This window comes from Nocardioides flavus (ex Wang et al. 2016), from assembly GCF_014653115.1.
Taxonomy (GTDB): domain Bacteria; phylum Actinomycetota; class Actinomycetes; order Propionibacteriales; family Nocardioidaceae; genus Nocardioides; species Nocardioides flavus.
Genome location: NZ_BNAD01000001.1, coordinates 344,600 through 362,413, shown reverse-complemented (window position 1 = coordinate 362,413; position 17,814 = coordinate 344,600). Strand labels below are relative to the sequence as shown.

The 17,814-nt window shown below is 73.6% G+C and carries 17 protein-coding genes; 13 read left to right on the top strand and 4 right to left on the bottom strand.

Annotated elements, in window-relative coordinates; all coding sequences use genetic code 11:
• The first annotated feature begins 43 nt into the window (after nucleotides 1–43).
• The 11 genes from IE200_RS01735 to IE200_RS01685 all read left to right on the top strand — a co-directional run bounded on the left by IE200_RS01735 (nucleotide 44) and on the right by IE200_RS01685 (nucleotide 13,672).
• On the top strand, nucleotides 44–661 hold the full coding sequence (locus IE200_RS01735; RefSeq protein ID WP_191277625.1) for a PadR family transcriptional regulator: 618 nt from the start codon (nucleotides 44–46) through the stop codon (nucleotides 659–661).
• A complete protein-coding gene (locus tag IE200_RS01730; protein WP_191277624.1) occupies nucleotides 658–1,377 on the top strand; it encodes an ABC transporter ATP-binding protein in 720 nt (239 codons plus the stop codon). Before IE200_RS01735 ends, IE200_RS01730 begins: the two co-directional genes overlap by 4 nt.
• Nucleotides 1,374–4,022, top strand: coding sequence for an ABC transporter permease (locus tag IE200_RS01725; RefSeq protein ID WP_191277623.1), 2,649 nt, complete (start codon nucleotides 1,374–1,376; stop codon nucleotides 4,020–4,022). The genes IE200_RS01730 and IE200_RS01725 overlap by 4 nt, the downstream gene beginning before the upstream one ends.
• A 76-nt stretch (nucleotides 4,023–4,098) precedes the next feature.
• On the top strand, nucleotides 4,099–4,722 hold the full coding sequence (locus tag IE200_RS01720) for a TetR/AcrR family transcriptional regulator (protein ID WP_191277622.1): 624 nt from the start codon (nucleotides 4,099–4,101) through the stop codon (nucleotides 4,720–4,722).
• Nucleotides 4,719–5,498 carry a TIGR03084 family metal-binding protein gene (locus IE200_RS01715; protein WP_191277621.1) on the top strand — a complete coding sequence of 260 codons (780 nt, stop codon included), beginning with the start codon at nucleotides 4,719–4,721 and terminating at the stop codon, nucleotides 5,496–5,498. Before IE200_RS01720 ends, IE200_RS01715 begins: the two co-directional genes overlap by 4 nt.
• Nucleotides 5,495–7,243 carry an acyclic terpene utilization AtuA family protein gene (locus IE200_RS01710; protein ID WP_191277620.1) on the top strand — a complete coding sequence of 583 codons (1,749 nt, stop codon included), beginning with the start codon at nucleotides 5,495–5,497 and terminating at the stop codon, nucleotides 7,241–7,243. Before IE200_RS01715 ends, IE200_RS01710 begins: the two co-directional genes overlap by 4 nt.
• Nucleotides 7,240–8,376: an acyl-CoA dehydrogenase family protein gene (locus IE200_RS01705; protein WP_229855954.1), complete on the top strand. Its 1,137-nt coding sequence runs from the start codon at nucleotides 7,240–7,242 to the stop codon at nucleotides 8,374–8,376. Before IE200_RS01710 ends, IE200_RS01705 begins: the two co-directional genes overlap by 4 nt.
• A gap of 25 nt (nucleotides 8,377–8,401) precedes the next feature.
• Nucleotides 8,402–8,872 carry an SRPBCC family protein gene (locus tag IE200_RS01700; protein ID WP_191277619.1) on the top strand — a complete coding sequence of 157 codons (471 nt, stop codon included), beginning with the start codon at nucleotides 8,402–8,404 and terminating at the stop codon, nucleotides 8,870–8,872.
• A gap of 68 nt (nucleotides 8,873–8,940) precedes the next feature.
• Nucleotides 8,941–10,563 (top strand): acyl-CoA carboxylase subunit beta, encoded by a 1,623-nt coding sequence (locus IE200_RS01695; protein WP_229855953.1) that lies wholly within the window; start codon nucleotides 8,941–8,943, stop codon nucleotides 10,561–10,563.
• On the top strand, nucleotides 10,560–12,509 hold the full coding sequence (locus IE200_RS01690; RefSeq protein WP_191277617.1) for an acetyl/propionyl/methylcrotonyl-CoA carboxylase subunit alpha: 1,950 nt from the start codon (nucleotides 10,560–10,562) through the stop codon (nucleotides 12,507–12,509). The genes IE200_RS01695 and IE200_RS01690 overlap by 4 nt, the downstream gene beginning before the upstream one ends.
• Nucleotides 12,506–13,672, top strand: coding sequence for an acyl-CoA dehydrogenase family protein (locus IE200_RS01685; protein ID WP_191277616.1), 1,167 nt, complete (start codon nucleotides 12,506–12,508; stop codon nucleotides 13,670–13,672). Before IE200_RS01690 ends, IE200_RS01685 begins: the two co-directional genes overlap by 4 nt.
• 99 nt (nucleotides 13,673–13,771) lie before the next feature.
• On the opposite strand, the gene IE200_RS20525 is transcribed toward IE200_RS01685, so the two are convergent.
• Entirely contained in the window at nucleotides 13,772–14,086 is a 315-nt protein-coding gene (locus IE200_RS20525) for a hypothetical protein (RefSeq protein WP_229855952.1), read from the bottom strand.
• Between the two features lie 45 nt (nucleotides 14,087–14,131).
• Here IE200_RS20525 and IE200_RS20520 point away from each other — a divergent pair, with 45 nt between their 5' ends.
• Nucleotides 14,132–14,515 carry an MmcQ/YjbR family DNA-binding protein gene (locus IE200_RS20520; protein WP_229855951.1) on the top strand — a complete coding sequence of 128 codons (384 nt, stop codon included), beginning with the start codon at nucleotides 14,132–14,134 and terminating at the stop codon, nucleotides 14,513–14,515.
• A 36-nt stretch (nucleotides 14,516–14,551) separates the two neighbouring features.
• Entirely contained in the window at nucleotides 14,552–15,688 is a 1,137-nt protein-coding gene (locus IE200_RS01675) for a heparan-alpha-glucosaminide N-acetyltransferase domain-containing protein (protein WP_191277615.1), read from the top strand.
• Here IE200_RS01675 and IE200_RS01670 read toward each other — a convergent pair.
• The 3 genes from IE200_RS01670 to IE200_RS01660 form a co-directional block, all read right to left on the bottom strand.
• Complete coding sequence (locus tag IE200_RS01670; RefSeq protein WP_191277614.1) at nucleotides 15,664–16,215, bottom strand: protein-L-isoaspartate O-methyltransferase family protein; 552 nt, start codon at nucleotides 16,213–16,215, stop codon at nucleotides 15,664–15,666. The genes IE200_RS01675 and IE200_RS01670 overlap by 25 nt on opposite strands.
• Nucleotides 16,216–16,219: 4 nt before the next feature.
• A complete protein-coding gene (locus IE200_RS01665; protein ID WP_191277613.1) occupies nucleotides 16,220–16,699 on the bottom strand; it encodes a cupin domain-containing protein in 480 nt (159 codons plus the stop codon).
• Nucleotides 16,700–16,893: 194 nt separating this feature from the next.
• Entirely contained in the window at nucleotides 16,894–17,793 is a 900-nt protein-coding gene (locus tag IE200_RS01660; RefSeq protein WP_191277612.1) for a hypothetical protein, read from the bottom strand.
• Nucleotides 17,794–17,814: the final 21 nt, after the last annotated feature.

Sequence of the window (17,814 nt, the reverse complement as noted above, 5' to 3'; positions counted from 1 at the left end):
ATCCATCGCTCACGGGGGCGACGGACCGATCACGGAGGCGCGGATGTCGATCCGACAGGCGATGCTGGCGATCCTGGAGCAGGGGCCGATGTACGGCTACCAGCTCCGGGCGGAGTTCGAGCAGCGCACGGGGGAGACCTGGCCGCTCAACATCGGGCAGGTCTACACCACGCTGACGCGCCTGGAGCGCGACGGCCTGGTCGAGGTCGTCGGACACGGGGGTGCCGACGACCAGGCCGACCAGGGCGAGCGCCACGTCAGCTACCGCGCCACCGAGGCGGGGCGGAGCGAGGTGTCGGAGTGGTTCGCCACGCCGGTGCCTCGCTCCCAGCCCCCGCGCGACGAGCTCGCGATCAAGCTCGCGATCGCCGTGACGATCCCCGGGGTCGACGTCGCCACGATCATCCAGCGCCAGCGCAGCGCCACCATGGCGTCGCTGCAGGACTACACCCGTCTCAAGCGCACCGGCCGCGCGGCCACCCCCGAGGAGCCCGCCGACCTGGCGTGGAGCCTCGTGCTCGACGCCCTCGTCTTCGACGCCGAGGCGGAGGTGCGCTGGCTCGACCACTGCGAGGCCCGTCTGCGCCGCGCCGCGCTCGACCGACCGCCCGTACGCCGCGACGCACCCGCCGCCGCGCCCAGCGAGGAGATCGTCCGATGAACGCCGTCCTCCACCTCGCCTCCGTGTCACGTGTCCACGGCGAGGGTGCCACCGAGGTGCACGCCCTGCGCAGCGTCACCTTCCGCGCCCACCCCGGCGAGCTCGTCGCGGTCATGGGGCCCTCGGGCTCCGGCAAGTCGACCCTGCTCACCCTCGCCGGCGGCCTCGACGCACCGACCAGCGGCTCGGTGTGGATCGAGGGCACCGACCTCGCCACGCTCGACAACGCCGGGCGCGCGCGGATGCGGCGTACGTCGGTGGGCTACGTGTTCCAGGACTTCAACCTGATCCCCGCGCTCACCGCCGCCGAGAACGTCGCCCTGCCGCGCGAGCTCGACGGGGAGAAGGGCCGGATCGCGCGGCGCCTCGCGCTGACCGCCCTGGAGGAGGTCGGCATCGTCGACCTCGCCGACCGCTTCCCCGACGAGATGTCCGGCGGGCAGCAGCAGCGCGTCGCGATCGCCCGCGCGATCGTCGGCGAGCGCCGGCTGATCCTCGCCGACGAGCCCACCGGTGCGCTCGACACCGACACCGGCGAGGAGATCCTCCGCCTGCTGCGGGCCAGGTGCGACGCGGGGGCGGCCGGGGTGATGGTGACCCACGAGGCGCGGCACGCCGCCTGGGCCGACCGCGTGGTCTTCCTGCGCGACGGCGTGGTGGTCGACGAGACCGGCGCCGACGAGCCCGAGATCCTCCTCGCCGGCGACCGCGCATGAGGGGCTGGCGACCGGCCCTGCGCATCGCGTGGCGCGACGCCCTGCGTCACAGGGGACGCAGCATCCTGGTGCTGGTGATGATCAGCCTGCCGGTGCTGGCCGTCAGCGCCGCCGCCGTGGTCATCAAGACCGCGGAGGTCAGCGGGGTCGAGCGCGCCGACCGGGTGCTCGGTGCGGCCGACGCGCGCGTGCGGACCGAGGGTCGTGGCGCCCTCGTGCAGGCTCCCGATCCCCTGGAGTCGGGGTGGACGCCCGTCGGCGAGGTCGACCTCGACGCCCCCCTGACCGAGGACGAGCTGCGCGCGGTCCTCGGTCAGGACGCGCGGCTCGTGCCGATCGAGGACGGGAGCGCCGCGACCCGGCTCGACGACCGGGTGTTCGACTTCTCCACCATCGGCGTGGACCTGTCCGACCCGATCGCCGAGGGCCTCTTCGAGCTCGAGGCCGGTCGGCTGCCCGATGCCCCGGGCGAGGTCGTCGTCAACGGTGCGATGCTCGACAAGGGCTTCGCCGTGGGCGACGAGCTGGACGTCGCCGGCACCGCCCTGCGCATCGTCGGCGCGGGCCGCGACGCCACCGCCTACGACTACCCGGTGGTGCTGGGCTCCTCGCAGGACATGCGCTCCGGTGCGGTCAACCTGCGCGAGTGGCTCGTCGACGCCGGGCCCGTGAGTTGGTCGCAGGTGCGCGAGCTCAACGCGATCGGCGCCGTCGTGGTGTCGCGCGCGGTGCTGGCGGACCCGCCCGACGACGCGTCGATGAGTGAGCAGCTGGGCTACGGCACCGGGCAGGAGGAGACGTACGCCGTCGCCGCGCTGATCATCGTGATGGCCCTCATCGAGGTGGTCCTGCTGGCCGGCCCGGCCTTCGCCGTCGGCGCCCGCCGGCACGCGCGCACCCTCGCCCTGATCGCGGCCTCGGGCGGCACCCCGGCCCAGGCACGCCGGGTGATCATCGCCAGCGGTGTCGTCCTCGGCCTGGTCGCCTCGGTGGCCGGCCTCGTCCTCGGCGTGCTGGCCGGGTGGGCGGCGCTGCCGTTCGTCCAGCGCTTCAACGGTGAGTGGTTCGGGCCGTTCGAGGCGCCGTGGCCCTACCTCGCCGCGATCGTGGTCTTCGGCCTCGTGTCCGCCCTGCTCGCCTCCGTCGTCCCCGCCTGGCTGGCCAGTCGCCAGGACGTGGTCGCGGTCCTCGCCGGCCGGCGCGGTGACCGGCGCCCCCGCGCGTCGACACCGGTGGTCGGGCTGGTGCTCCTCGGCATCGGCGTGGCCGCTTCGGCGTACGGTGCCGTCACCGCCGGCGGCGGCAGTGGGGCCTTCTGGATCGCAGGAGCCGCCATCCTCTCGGTGCTCGGCATGATCCTCGTCGTACCCGTGGTGGTCTCGACTGTGGCCCGGCTCGCCGGACGGCTCCCGCTCACGGCCCGCTACGCCGCACGCGACGCGGCGCGCCACCGTGCGCGCACCGTGCCTGCCGTCGCAGCCGTCGCAGCGACCGTCGCCGGCGTGGTGGCCCTCGGCATCGCCAACGCCAGCGACGAGGAGTCGAACGAGGCGACCTACTGGCCGCAGGCCCCGATGGGCACCGGCGTGGTCTCGTGGGGACCCAACGTCCTGCCGGGCGAGGAGGCGCCCGACCCCGAGCCGGTGTGGAGCAGCATCGAGCAGGTCGTGCGGGAGACGGTCCCCGGCGTGGAGGTCGAGCGCACCCACGGCCTCGCCGAGTCGTACGACCCCAACGGCTGGACGTCCCAGCAGGTCGTGCTCCCGCCCGACCTCGAGGACGGCGAGGGGTGGGGCCTCTCGGTCTACGGTCCCTCGGTCGCGGTGTCCGACACCGCGGCGGGCGCAGGCGTCGTCGGCGACGTGCTCGGCGATGTCGACCGCGCCCTCGCAGCCGGACGCACCGTCGTGTTCACCCTCGCAGCCGAGGGCGACGTCGAGGCCAGCCTGGTGGAGGAGACGTGGCGCGAGGGCAGCGAGCAGGCAGTCGACCGGCGGGTCCACCGCCTCGACGCCGTGATGGTCCCGTGGGACCAGGCGACGAGCGGCCCGGCGCCAGCGTCGACCATCCTGCCCACGGCGGTCACCGACGAGCTCGGCCTCGAGGTGATGACCCGAGACCTGCGCCTCACCGGGGACCTCGACGAGGCGACCGAGACCCGCGTCGACGAGGCCGTCCGCGGCGTCACCGACGGCACCTACACCTACGTCGAGCGGGGCTACGAGCGCCCCGACGAGGCTGTCGTCGTCCTCCTCGTCCTCGGCGCGCTGGGTGGCCTGCTGATGCTGGGCGGCACGCTGACCGCGACCTTCCTCGCCCTCTCCGACGCCCGTCCCGACCTCGCCACGCTGTCGGCCGTGGGCGCGGCTCCGCGGACCCGCCGACGGGTCGCGGCGTCGTACGCGGTCGTCGTCGGTCTCGTCGGGTCGGTCCTCGGAGCCGCTGTGGGGTTCATCCCCGGCGTCGCGATCTCGCGACCGCTCACCGCGGCCCAGATGGGCCCGTCGGGGGAGGAGGCCGGTCCGTTCCTCGCCGTGCCCTGGCTGTTGGTCGCCGTGATCGTGGTCGCGCTCCCGCTGCTCACCGCCGCCGTGGTGGGGCTGACCGCCAGGTCGCGGCTGCCGCTGGTGGCGCGGCTGGACTAGCCGACCTCCCACGTCAGGCACTGAGGCAAATAAAGTCAGGCTTGACTGTTTGTTTGTCGAGCGGCAGTCTTGGCCCATGCCCTCACCCGCCCCGGCGACCCGCGTGCCGCAGGCCGACCGGAGCCGCGCGATGCGTGCCCGGCTGCTGGAGGCGACGGTGGAGCTGCTGGTCGAGCGCGGGTTCGCCGGGACGTCGACGACGCTCGTCTCCGAGCGGGCGGGCGTCAGCCGGGGCGCCCAGCTGCACCACTTCCCGACCAAGAACGACCTCGTCGTCGCCGCCGTCGAGCACCTCACCGAGCGACGGGGCGCCGAGCTGGCCGAGGCGGTCGGGCAGCTGCCCGGCGGGAGGCGCCGTACGCGTGCGGTCCTGCGGATGCTGGGCGACCACTTCTCCTCCCCGGTCTTCGCCGCGGCGCTGGAGCTCTGGGTCGCCGCGCGCACCGACGACACGCTGCTGGCCGCGGTGTCGCCGCTCGAGCAGCGCGTCGGCCGTGAGGCGCACCGGCTCACGGTCGCGGCCCTCGGCGCCGACGAGTCGCGGCCGGGCGTGCGCGAGCTGGTGCAGGCCACCCTCGACCTCGTGCGGGGGCTGGGCCTGGCGCAGACGATCACCGACGACACCGCTCGCCGGCGCCGCATCCTCGACGCCTGGGCCGACGTGCTGGACCGAGAGCTCGCGAAGGAGCCCGCCCGATGACCGACGTCCTCACCCAGGTGCTCGCCGACCTCGCCGCCGAGGGGGACCGGCTCGAGCAGCTCGTCGCCGGCCTCGACGAGGGCGGCTGGCGCACCCCCACCCCCGCGCCGGGCTGGGACGTCGCGACCCAGGTCGCGCACCTCGCGTGGACCGACGAGGTGGCGCTCACGGCGGCGACCGACAAGGAGGCGTGGGACGCGGTCGTCCTCGAGGCGATCGCCGACCCGGAGGGCTACGTCGACTCCCAGGCGTACGCCGTGGCGCGCGACGCCGACCTGCTCGGGCGGTGGCGCCGGGCCCGCGCGGACCTCCGCGCCGCGCTCGTCGCGATGCCGGCCGGCGAGAAGATGCCGTGGTTCGGCCCGCCCATGTCGCCCACGTCGATGGCGACCGCGCGGTTGATGGAGACCTGGGCCCACAGCCTCGACGTCCACGAGGCCCTCGGCACGCCCGTCGAGGACACCGACCGGATCCGCCACGTGGCGCACCTCGGCGTCCGCACCCGCAACTTCGCTCATCAGCTGCACGGCCTCGAGCTGCCGGCGGAGGAGTTCCGCATCGACCTCGTCGCTCCCAGCGGCGAGGTGTGGTCGTGGGGCCCGGAGGACGCCGCCCAGACCCTGACCGGCAGTGCGGGCGACTTCTGCCGGCTGGTCACCCAGCGCGTCAACCGCGCCGACACCGACCTGGTCGCCCACGGCGCCGACGTCGACCGCTGGCTCGACGTCGCGCAGGCGTTCGCCGGTCAGCCGGGCGAGGGACGGGCCCCGCGATGACCGAGGGTCTGGTGACAGGACTTCGTCCTTCCTCGACCAGCGGGGTCGTACGCATCGGCAACTGCTCCGGCTTCTACGGCGACCGCCTGACCGCGATGCGCGAGATGCTCGAGGGGGGCGAGCTCGACGTCCTCACCGGCGACTACCTCGCCGAGCTCACCATGCTCATCCTCGGCCGCGACCAGATGAAGGACCCGTCGCTCGGCTACGCCCGCACCTTCGTCCGCCAGCTCGAGGACTGCCTCGGCCTGGCGCTCGAGAAGGGGGTACGGATGGTCGCCAACGCGGGAGGCCTCAACCCGGCCGGTCTCGCCGACAAGGTCCGCGAGGTCGCGTCCGGGCTCGGGCTCGACCCCCGGGTCGCCCACGTCGAGGGTGACGACGTGCGTCACCTGTCCTTCGAGAACGCCCTCACCGCCAACGCCTACCTCGGCGGCTTCGGCATCGCCGCGGCCCTGCGCGCCGGCGCCGACGTCGTCGTCACCGGCCGGGTCACCGACGCCTCGCTGGTGGTCGGCCCGGCGGCCGCCCACCACGGCTGGGACACGACGGCGTACGACGAGCTGGCGGGTGCGGTCGTCGCCGGGCACGTCATCGAGTGCGGCACCCAGGCCACGGGAGGCAACTTCAGCGGCTTCCTCGACCTGCCACACCGTGATCGTCCGCTCGGCTTCCCGGTCGCGGAGGTCGCCGCCGACGGCTCCAGCGTGATCACCAAGCACGCCGGCACCGGAGGGGCGGTCACCGTCGACACCGTCACCGCGCAGCTCGTCTACGAGATCCAGTCCACCCGCTACGTCGGCCCCGACGTCACCGTGCACCTCGACTCGGTGCGCCTCGAGCAGCAGGGCGAGGACCGGGTCGCGATCGCCCCCGTCGTCGGCGAGGCGCCGCCCGAGCGGCTCAAGGTCTGCGTCAACGAGCTCGGCGGCTGGCGCAACGTTGCCGAGTTCGTCCTGACCGGGCTCGACGTCGAGGCCAAGGCGGCCTGGGTCCGCGAGCAGCTCGGCCCGCGGCTCACCGCGGCCGAGGTGACCTGGTCCGACGTCCGGGTCCCGCCCGTCGACGCCGACACCGAGGAGGCCGCCTCCGCGCTGCTGCGCTGCACGGTCAAGGACCCCTCGCCCGACCCCGTCGGCCGCGCCTTCACCTCCGCCGCGGTCGAGCTCGCCCTCGGCTCCTACCCCGGCTTCACGATGACCGCGCCGCCCGCGGCCGCGACCCCCTACGGCGTCTACCGGGCGGCGTACGTCGATCGCGGCGACGTCACCCACACCGTCGTCCACGCCGACGGCCGGCGCGAGGTCGTCCCCGACCCCGGCACGTACGCCTCCGACACCGAGGCACCCGGCGCGCGCCCCTCGCCGTACCCCGGGCGCCACGACACCCTCACCCGCCGCATGCCGCTCGGGACCTTCGTGCACGCGCGCTCCGGCGACAAGGGCGGAGACGCCAACATCGGTCTCTGGGTCGCCCACGACGGCGTGGCGCAGGAGACGTACGACGCGCGGGTGCAGTGGCTGTTCAAGCTGATGTCGCCGCGCGGCATCCCCGCCCTGCTGCCGGAGGCCGCCGACCTCGACGTCGACGTGTGGCTGCTGCACAACCTCGGCGCGGTCAACCTCGTCGTGCACGGCCTGCTCGGCGAGGGCGTCGCGGCGTCGACACGCTTCGACCCGCAGGCCAAGGGGCTCGGCGAGCTCGTGCGGTCTCGGCTGGTGTCGATCGAGGTGAGCCTGACGTGACCAGCGACGGCGAGCGCGAGGCGCTGCGGGCCACCGGGGCGGAGCTCGTCCGCCGCGAGGTGGTGCCGCACCTGCAGGAGTGGGAGGACGCCGGGGAGATCCCGCGCGCGCTGCACCGCACGGCGGGCCACCTCGGCCTGATCGGGGTCGCGTTCCCCGAGGAGGTCGGCGGCGGGGGCGGCGACCTGCTCGACTCGGTGGAGCTCCAGGAGGCGATGTTCAACGCCGGTGCGTCGAGCGGGCTGATGGCCGGGCTCTTCACCGCCGGCATCGCGCTGCCGCACATCGCGGCGAGCGGTGACGCCGACCTGGTCGAGAGGTTCGTACGCCCCACGCTCGCCGGCGAGCTCATCGGCTCGCTCGCGATCACCGAGCCCGGCGGCGGCTCCGACGTGGCGCGCCTGCGTACGACCGCGGTCCGCGACGGCGACCACTACGTCGTCGACGGCGCCAAGACCTTCATCACCTCCGGCGTGCGGGCCGACTTCGTCACCACGGCCGTCCGCACCGGGGGCCCCGGCCACGGCGGCATCTCGCTGCTGGTGATCGACAAGGGCACGCCCGGCTTCACCGTCGACCGCAGCCTGCGCAAGATGGGCTGGCACTGCTCCGACACCGCCGAGCTGTCGTTCGTCGGGTGTCGGGTGCCGGTCGCCAACCTCGTCGGCGCGGAGGGATCGGGGTTCGGCCAGATCGCCGAGCAGTTCGTCGTCGAGCGGATCGCGCTCGCGGTCCACGGCTACGGCATCGCCGCGCGCTCGCTCGACCTCGCCGCGGCGTACGCCCGAGAGCGCCAGACGTTCGGCCGCCAGCTCATCGACAACCAGACGGTCCAGCACACGCTCGTCGAGATGCGCCGCCAGGTCGAGGTCGCGCGGACCTACACCCGCGCGGTCGCCGCGCGGCACGTCGCGGGCGAGCTCGTCGTCGCGGAGGCGTGCCTGGCCAAGCAGACCGCCGTCGACTGCGCGGCGTACGTCTGCGACCGGGCAGTCCAGCTGTTCGGCGGCACCGGATACATGCACGGGACCGAGGTCGAGCGGCACTACCGCGACGCCCGGCTCCTGCCGATCGGGGGTGGCGCCGACGAGGTGCTGCGCGACCTGACGGCGAAGCTGATGGGCTACTGCTGATGACCACGACAGAGAAGGAATCTCGATGATCAAGCTGCCGTCCCTGGGTGACGAGGTGTCGGTCTGGATGGACGCCCCGCCGGCGAAGGTCTGGGACCTCGTCAGCGACGTCACCCGCATCGGGGAGTTCAGCCCCGAGACGTTCGAGGCGAAGTGGACCCGCGGGTCCACCGGCCCGGAGGTCGGCGCGTACTTCGCCGGACACGTGAAGCGCAACGGCGTCGGCCCGACGTACTGGTCGCCGTGCCGGGTCACGGTGTGCGAGCCCGAGAAGGTCTTCGAGTTCTCCGTCGGGACCGACGCGATGACGGTCAACAACTGGGGCTACCGGCTCGAGCCGAAGGACGGCGGGACGCTGGTGACGGAGTACTTCCGGATGGAGCCGTCGCTGTTCACCCGGGTCTACTGGACCCTCCTCGGCGCGCTGCGCGGGCGCACCAACCGCAAGGGGATGCGCACCACCCTGGAGCGGATGAAGGCCGTGGTGGAGGAATGACAGCCCTCGGTGGTCGAGTAGCCGACGAGGAACGAGGAGGCGTATCGAGACCCGGCAATCGCGAGGCGATGCTGGAGAAGCTCGCCGACCTCGACGCGCAGCACGCGGTCGCGGTCGCGGGCGGCGGCGAGAAGTACGTCGCGCGGCACCACGCGCGCGGCAAGCTGACCGCGCGCGAGCGGATCGAGCTGCTCGTCGACCCGGGCAGCGCCTTCCTCGAGCTGTCGCCCCTGGCGGGGTGGGGGTCCGACTTCACCGTCGGCGCCTCGGTCGTCACCGGCATCGGCGTCGTCGAGGGCGTCGAGTGCATGATCAGCGCCAACGACCCCACCGTGAAGGGTGGCGCCTCCAACCCCTGGACGGTGAAGAAGATCTTCCGCGCCTCGCAGATCGCCGAGGAGAACAACCTCCCGACGATCTCGCTGGTCGAGTCCGGTGGTGCGGACCTGCCGACGCAGAAGGAGATCTTCATCCCCGGCGGCAAGCTCTTCCGCGACCTCACGCGGGCCTCCGCCCGGCGTCAGCCCACGATCGCGCTCGTCTTCGGCAACTCGACGGCCGGCGGGGCGTACGTCCCCGGCATGAGCGACTACACCGTGTTCGTGCGCGGCGGGGCCAAGGTCTTCCTCGGCGGTCCGCCGCTGGTGAAGATGGCGACCGGCGAGGAGTCCGACGACGAGTCGCTCGGCGGTGCCGAGATGCACGCCCGGGTCTCCGGGTTGGCCGACTACCTCGCCGAGGACGAGCACGACGCCATCCGGATCGGGCGGCGGATCGTGGCGCGCCTCAACCGGCGCAAGCCCGCTGGGGTTCCAGTCCTTTCCAGCGGGTTCTCGGCCGTTGCAACGGGCGAGGAGCTCGGGAACCACCGGTCAACCGGTGGTTCCGACACCTGGGCCGAGCCCGACGCCGACCCCGAGGGCCTGCTCGACCTGATCCCGACGGACCTCAAGGAGCCGTTCGACCCGCGCGAGGTCATCGTCCGCATCGTCGACGGCACGAGCGAGCACAACGGCCGGCCGTTCGACGAGTTCAAGCCGCTCTACGGCACCTCGCTCGTCACCGGCTGGGCGCAGCTGCACGGCCGTCCGATCGGGATCCTCGCCAACGCGCAGGGCGTGCTGTTCTCCGAGGAGGCGCAGAAGGCGACGCAGTTCATCCAGCTGGCCAACCAGGCCGACACCCCGCTGCTCTTCCTGCACAACACCACCGGCTACATGGTCGGCAAGGACTACGAGCAGGGCGGCATCATCAAGCACGGCGCGATGATGATCAACGCGGTCTCCAACAGCACCGTGCCGCACCTCAGCGTGATCATGGGCGCGTCGTACGGCGCCGGCAACTACGGCATGAACGGCCGCGCCTTCGACCCCCGGTTCCTCTTCACCTGGCCCAGCGCCAAGAGTGCCGTCATGGGCCCGGCCCAGCTCGCCGGCGTCCTCGAGATCGTCGCCCAGCAGTCCGCGGAGTCCAAGGGCGAGGTCTTCGACGCCGAGGGCTTTAAGGGCGTCAAGGACTACGTCGAGGCCTCGGTCGAGGAGCAGTCCCTGCCCTACTTCCTCTCGGGGATGCTCTACGACGACGGTGTGATCGACCCGCGCGACACCCGTACGGTGCTCGCGATCTGCCTCAGCGTCATCGCCAACGCGCCGATCCGGGGCGCCGACCGATTCGGGGTGTTCCGGCCATGATCACCAGACTCCTCGTCGCCAACCGTGGCGAGATCGCCAGCCGCGTCTTCCGCACCTGCCGCGCCCTGGGCATCGAGACGGTGGCGGTGCACGCCGACGCCGACGCCGACCTGCCCTACGTCGCCGAGGCCGACCTCGCGGTGCGGTTGCCGGGCAACGCGCCCGGCGAGACCTACCTGCGCGTCGACCTCGTCCTCGAGGCTGCTCGTCGTACGGGCGCCGACGCGATCCACCCCGGCTACGGCTTCCTGTCCGAGAACGCCGACTTCGCGAGCGCCGTGCAGGCCGCCGGGCTGACGTGGGTCGGGCCCGAGCCCGCCTCCATCCACGCGATGGGCTCCAAGATCGAGGCCAAGCGGCTGATGGCGGCGGCCGGCGTGCCGGTGCTGGAGGCCCCGGCCGAGCCGACGGAGGCCGACCTGCCGTTGATCGTCAAGGCCAGCGCCGGTGGCGGCGGGCGCGGCATGCGCATCGTGCGCTCGCTCGACGCCCTCGCGCGGGAGGTCGCCACCGCCGAGGCCGAGGCCGCGTCGGCGTTCGGTGACGGCACCGTCTTCGTCGAGCCGTACGTCGAGCGCGGCCGTCACGTCGAGGTCCAGGTGATGGGTCACCCCGGCGGGGTCGAGGTCTACGGCGAGCGCGACTGCTCGATCCAGCGTCGCCACCAGAAGGTCGTCGAGGAGGCGCCCGCCCCGCGCCTGCCCGAGGCCACCCGCGCGGCGATGCACGAGGCCGCCCGGGCGGCCGCGGCGGCGATCGACTACCGCGGCGCCGGCACCGTCGAGTTCCTCTACGAAGCCGAGGCCGACCGGTTCTTCTTCCTCGAGATGAACACGCGCCTCCAGGTCGAGCACCCCGTCTCCGAGGAGGTCTTCGGGGTCGACCTGGTCGCCCAGCAGCTCGCCGTCGCGGAGGGCCGCACGCCGGAGCCGGCCGGCGCGCCGCGCGGCCACGCCATCGAGGTGCGCCTCTACGCCGAGGACCCCGCCGCCGGTTACCAGCCGCAGAGCGGCCGGCTCACCGCCTTCGAGATCCCGGCCGAGCCGGGCATCCGGGTCGAGTCCGGCTTCGCCTCGGGCTCGGAGGTCTCCACGCACTACGACGCGATGCTCGCCAAGGTCGTCTCGTGGGCGCCGACCCGCGAGGCGGCCGCCCGCCGCCTGGCCGGCGTGCTGCGTCGTGCCCGCCTGCACGGGCTGACCACCAACCGGGACCTGCTGGTCGAGGTGCTCGGCCACGAGGAGTTCCTCGGCGGGGACGTCAGCACTGCGTTCCTGGGCGAGGACCTGCATTCCTTGCAGGGCGGTTCGGTGCCGGGCACGCCCGAGCAGCAGGCCACGTCGTTCTTCGCGGCCGCGATGGCCTGGGTCGAGCGGTCCGTCGCCGGGCGCGCGGTGCAACGGCGCATCCCGACCGGCTGGCGCAACGTCCACTCCGCGCCCCAGGTCGTCGCCTTCGACCTGCGTGGCACCGAAGTACGAGTGGGATGGCGCCACGACCGGGCCGGCGCCGTCATGGTGGACCTCCACGACGAGGTCCACGGGGTCCGCCTCGTCGCCGCGGAGCCGACCGACACGGGTTGGCGGGTCGTGGTCGACCACGGCGGGGTGCGCTCCAGCCACGACGTACGCGTCACGGGTCACCGAGTCGACGTCGACTCGCCGTGGGGGCACCTCGCCCTCGTCCACGTCCCCCGCTTCACCGACCCCGCCGACGCGGTCGCGAGCGGCTCGCTGCTCGCGCCGATGCCCGGCACGGTCGTGGCGGTGAAGGTCGAGGCCGGCGCCGAGGTCGCTGCCGGCGACGCTGTGCTGGTGCTGGAGGCGATGAAGATGCAGCACACCGTGACCGCGCCGCACGACGGCACGGTCACCGCGATCCACGTCGAGCCCGGTGCGCAGGTCGCGTCCGGGGAGGTTCTGGCAGTAGTCGAGGAGCAGGCATGACCGAGTCCACCTTCACCGAGTCCGAGGAGCGCCAGGAGCTGCGGCGTCAGGTCGCCAAGCTCGCGAGCCGCTACGGCCGCGAGTGGTTCGTCGAGCGCGCCCGCGCCGGCGAGAAGACGACCGAGCTGTGGCTGGAGATCGGCCGCGCGGGCTACCTCGGCATCAACGTCCCCGAGGAGTACGGCGGGGGCGGGGGCGGCATCGGCGACATCGCGGCCGTGTGCGAGGAGCTCGCCGCCCAGGGCTGCCCGCTGCTGCTCATGGTGGTCAGCCCGGCGATCTGCGGCACCATCATCAGCCGTTACGGCACCGACGAGCAGAAGCAACGCTGGCTGCCCGGCATCGCCGACGGGACCGGCACGATGGCGTTCGCGATCACCGAGCCCGACGCCGGCACGAACTCCCACAACATCACGACCACCGCCCGCCGCGACGGCGACGAGTGGGTGCTCAACGGCCGCAAGATCTGGATCTCCGGTGTCGACGAGGCCGACAACGTCCTGGTCGTGGCGCGCACCGAGGACGCGCGCACCGGCAAGCTCAAGCCCTGCCTGTTCGTCGTCCCCACCGACGCCGAGGGGTTCGAGGCCCGCCCGATCCCCATGGAGATCGTGTCGCCGGAGAAGCAGTTCCAGGTCTTCATCGACGACGTACGGCTGCCTGCCGACGCGCTGGTCGGCGACGAGGACGGCGGCCTCGTGCAGCTGTTCGCCGGGCTGAACCCCGAGCGCATCATGGCGGCGGCGTTCTCGATCGGCCTGGCCCGTCACGCCCTCGGCAAGGCAGCGGCGTACGCGAAGGAGCGCACCGTCTTCAAGGCGCCGATCGGCTCGCACCAGGCCATCGCCCACCCGCTCGCGCAGTCGCACATCGAGATCGAGCTGGCCCGGCTGATGAACCAGAAGGCCGCCGCGCTCTACGACGCCGGCGACGACCTGGCCGCAGGGGAGGCCGCCAACATGGCCAAGTACGCCGCCGCCGAGGCCGCCTGCGACGCCGTCGACCGGGCGGTGCAGACCCATGGCGGCAACGGGATCAGCCAGGAGTACGGCATGGCCGGACTCCTCGTCGCCACCCGCGCGAGCCGCATCGCGCCGGTGAGCCGGGAGATGATCCTCAACTTCGTCGCGATGCATTCGCTGGGGCTGCCGAAGTCCTACTGACGGCCCGAGGCCGCGCACCATGAAGGCAGTTGGGGACGCCGAGTCGGCGCCTGAGCGTGGACGGCGGTGCCCGGGCAGCGAACTGCCTTCATGGTGCTGCTAGCCGCAGGTGTCGACGCGGGCGGCGACCCAGCCACGGCCCCCGCCCTCGACTACCACCCGCCCGACCAGGTCGCCGTCCTCGTCGTAGCCGCGGAAGGTGACGGTCTCGAAGCCCTTCGAGTCGTCGGCCTGCTCGGTCACCCGGTCGGCGTCGGCGAGGAGGTCGCCCAGCGCGGCCGCCGGGGACGCGTGGGAGACGCCCCCGTCGAGGACCGTCGTCGACACGTCCTCGCAGGCCGGCGCGGACTCCTCGCTCGCGCACGAGGACGCGGCACCCGCGAGGACCACGACCAGCAGGACGGCGCACCTCATGGCGGCACCCTACGGAGTGTCCGACCCCGGTGGCAGGATCGCGCCGTGGCCCTCGCCGATCGTCCCCTCGTGCCGGAGGAGTGGGTGCTGCGCATCGACGCGGTCCTCTCGGCGTTGCCGCGCTGCACCCAGGAGGCGGCGTGGACCGGCACGCGCTGGCGCGTCGGCGGCGCGACGGTGGCGCACGTCTTCGGCGGGGAGGACCAGGTCTTCCGGGTCACCTTCCGCGGCGAGCCCGACGAGGTGGCCGCCTTCGAGCACATGGGCGAGCCCTACTTCCGCTCCGGCTGGGGCGGCAACGTCATCGGGATGGTCCTCGACGAGGACGCGGGGATCGACTGGGACGAGCTCGCCGAGCTGCTCACCGACTCCTACTGCATCCAGGCGCCCGCGCACCTCGCCGACCGGGTCGCCCGCCCCGGCGGCTGATCGGTGCCTCAGGGCACGGTCGGCAGGATGGTGCGCATGACCGCGACGCGCCCGGGCCGCCTCGTCGGTCTCGACGTGGCCCGGTCCCTCGCGCTGCTCGGCATGGTCGCCACGCACGTCCTCGACGCGCGCACCCCCGACGGCGAGCTCGCGACCGCGCAGTGGCTGGCCGGGGGGCGGGCCTCGGCGCTCTTCGCCGTGCTCGCGGGCGTGAGCCTGGCCCTGATCACCCGCGAGCCGCTCCGCGGGCGCCCGCTCGCGCTGCGCTCGCTCGGCATCGTCGGCCGGGCGTTGCTCATCGCCCTCGCCGGCCTCCTGCTCGGCGGGCTCGACAGCGGGGTCGCGGTGATCCTGACCTACTACGGCGTGCTGTTCGTGCTGGGCCTGCCGTTCACGCTGCTGCGCGTGCGCACCCTGGTCCCGCTGACGGTCGCCTGGGTGGTCGTCGCCCCCGTGATCTCACACCTCGTCCGTCCCCTCCTGCCGGAGCGCGGCTTCGAGAGCCCGACCTTCGCCCAGCTCGCCGACCCGGGGCAGCTGGCGGGCGAGCTGCTCCTCACCGGCTACTACCCGGTCGTGCCGTGGCTGGCCTACCTCCTCGCCGGACTCGCCCTCGGCCGCCTCGACCTGCGCGACACCTCGCTCCTCGGCGGCCTGGCGCTCGGCGGCCTCGGGACCGCCGTGCTCGCCACGCAGGTCTCGCGCACCGTGGCCGACCCGGCAGTCGCGTCGGAGAACGCGACCGGGATGTTCGGCGTCACGCCCGCGGACGGCGAGTGGGACTGGCTGCTCCTGGTCGCACCGCACTCGGCGACCCCTTTCGACCTCGCCCAGACGATCGGCAGCGCGGTGCTGGTGATCGCCGGCTGCCTGCTCCTCGAGCAGCTCCTCCCGCGGGTCGCGACCGCGGTGCTCGGCGTGGCCCTCGGGGCAGGGGCCGCGACGCTCAGCCTCTACACCCTGCACGTCGTGATGCTCACCCCGCAGGTGTGGCCCGACGAGGAGCCGTCGGCGTTCGCCACGCACGTCGTCGCGCTCCTGGCCCTCGGCGCGGGCCTCCGGCTGCTGCGCCTGCGCGGACCGCTGGAGGTCGTGGCGAGCCTGCCCGTACGCCTCGCCCGGACCGCGGCCCGCGGCGACCGCGCACCTCAGCGCAGCGGCACGAACCGGTAGTGCCCGTGCTCGGTCACGACCGCCCCGGGGTTGGCCACCCGCAGCATCCTGCCCGCCACCGGGATCACCAGCACGCCGTCGCCGGCGAGCTGGTCGACGAGCTCGGTCGGCAGCGCCCGCGCCATCGCGGAGACCAGGATGCGGTCGTACGGCGCACCGGCCGGGTCGCCGAGCTCACCCGGGACGGCGAGCCGGATCGTCGCCCAGTCACGGCCGGTGCGGGCGAGGTTGTCGCCGCCGAAGGACACCAGCTCCGGCTCGAGCTCCACCCCCAGCACCGTGCCCGTCGGCCCGACGAGGTGCGCGAGGAGCGCGGTCGTCCACCCCGACCCGGCGCCGACGTCGAGCACCCGCTGCCCGGGACGTACGTCGAGCAGCCGCAACATGTCGACGACCGTGCGCGGCTGCGAGCTGGTCTGGCCGGCCGCGATGTCCAGCGGACCGTCGTACGCCGCGCGCCGCCGCACCGCCTCGGGGAGGAAGTCGCGCCGGGGCGTTGCGTCGAACGCCGTCCGCACCGCGTCCACGAGCTCAGACCCAGGTGTTGTCGTGCTCGCGCATGAACCGGTCGTAGCCGTCGCCGTCGAGATCGCCCAGGCCGGCCGCGAGTCCCTCGAAGTAGGCCTCGCGGGGGGCGCCCGGCGCGAAGTGGAGCAGCATCTTGGCGGCACCGTCCTCGTTGCGGAAGCCGTGGATGCCGCCTGCCGGCACGTGGGCGAAGTCGCCGGCGTGGCACGCCACCCAGTCCTTGCCGTCGAAGATCGTCACGGTCCCCTCGAGGATGTAGAACGACTCGGTGATGGTGCGGTGGAAGTGGGGACCCGGCCCGCTCTCCGGGCCGGCGAACTCCCAGCGGTAGAGCCCGAACGTGCCCTGGGTCGCGGTGCCGCGGGCGAGGTAGAAGACCCGGTTGCCGTTGGGGTAGACGAGCGCGGGCTCCAGCCCCGCCCGCACGACGTGGGCGGAGACCTCCCCGGACTCGCCGTCGTAGATCGGAGGCGGATAGCTCATGGATCCGAACCTAGTGGCCCGCACCGACACGCGACAGCGGCACGACCCCGGGGGTGGGCCGTGCCGCTGCCTGTGCGTTGTGGGACCGGACCTCGCGTGTTCTGGGGGGATCCCGTGTTCCGGCGGGAGGTCGGAGCACGGGGCGCGAGAGCCGGTCCTGCGGAACGCGGCCGCCGCCGGTGTGAACCGGACGTCTAGGTGGAGCCTCCCTTGCCTCCCTTGTCGCCTCCGCCGCCGGAGCCGCCGCTGCCGGCGCCACCGCCGTTGCCCGGGGCATCGGTCGGGGTGGGCTGGGAGCTCGGGGTCGGCTTGACGGTCGGCGTGGGCTTCACGGTCGGGCTCGGCTGGGAGGTGGGGGTCGGCCTGACCGTCGGCGTGGGCCTCGTGGTCGGCGTCGGCCTGCCGGTGGGGCTCGGCCTGTCCGTGGGTCGTCCGGTCTCCTTCGGCGCCCCGATGAGGTCGATGCAGTAGGTCGCGACCCGGTCGGCGCCGCCGGCCTCGGTCGCGAGCGCCGCGAAGGCGGCGCTGCCGAGCGAGGACCCGGTCCCGCGGTCGGCGGCCTGGAACGCCTTGCAGAGGCCGCGGAAGTCGGGGGTCGGGGCGGTGGACCGGCTCGGCGACCCGGACGTGCTGCCGGTGGCGGAGCCCGGGGCGCTCGACGGCGACCCTGCGGAGCCGGACGTCGTGTCGCCGGAGGTGGGTGCGCCGGAGGTGGGGGTCCGGGTGGCCGACTCGATGGCACGGTCCGAGGCGCGGTCGGGCAGGAGCGGCAGGTCGGGCAGGTGCGCGGAGTTGGCGAGGGCGAAGCCGCCCGAGGTCAGCGCGACGACGGCACCCGTGGCGACGACCGCCCGGGTGGCGGCGCGACTGCCGAGGCGGGTGGGGGACACGAAGCCGCGCCGGGCCGCGGGTGGCGGCGTGAGCCGCGCTGCGTGGAAGGCCGCGACGGTCATGTCCTCGCGGGTCAGCTCCTCGGCGAACCCGGGCGCGCTCGCGGCAGTGAGGGCCCAGCCGAGGGCGCTGTCGTGCTCCGTCGGCGCGTCGAGCAGGCGCTCGGCGTCACGGCGGGACAGGTGCGGTTCGGGGGCGGTCATCTCACTCCTTTCAGCGTCGGG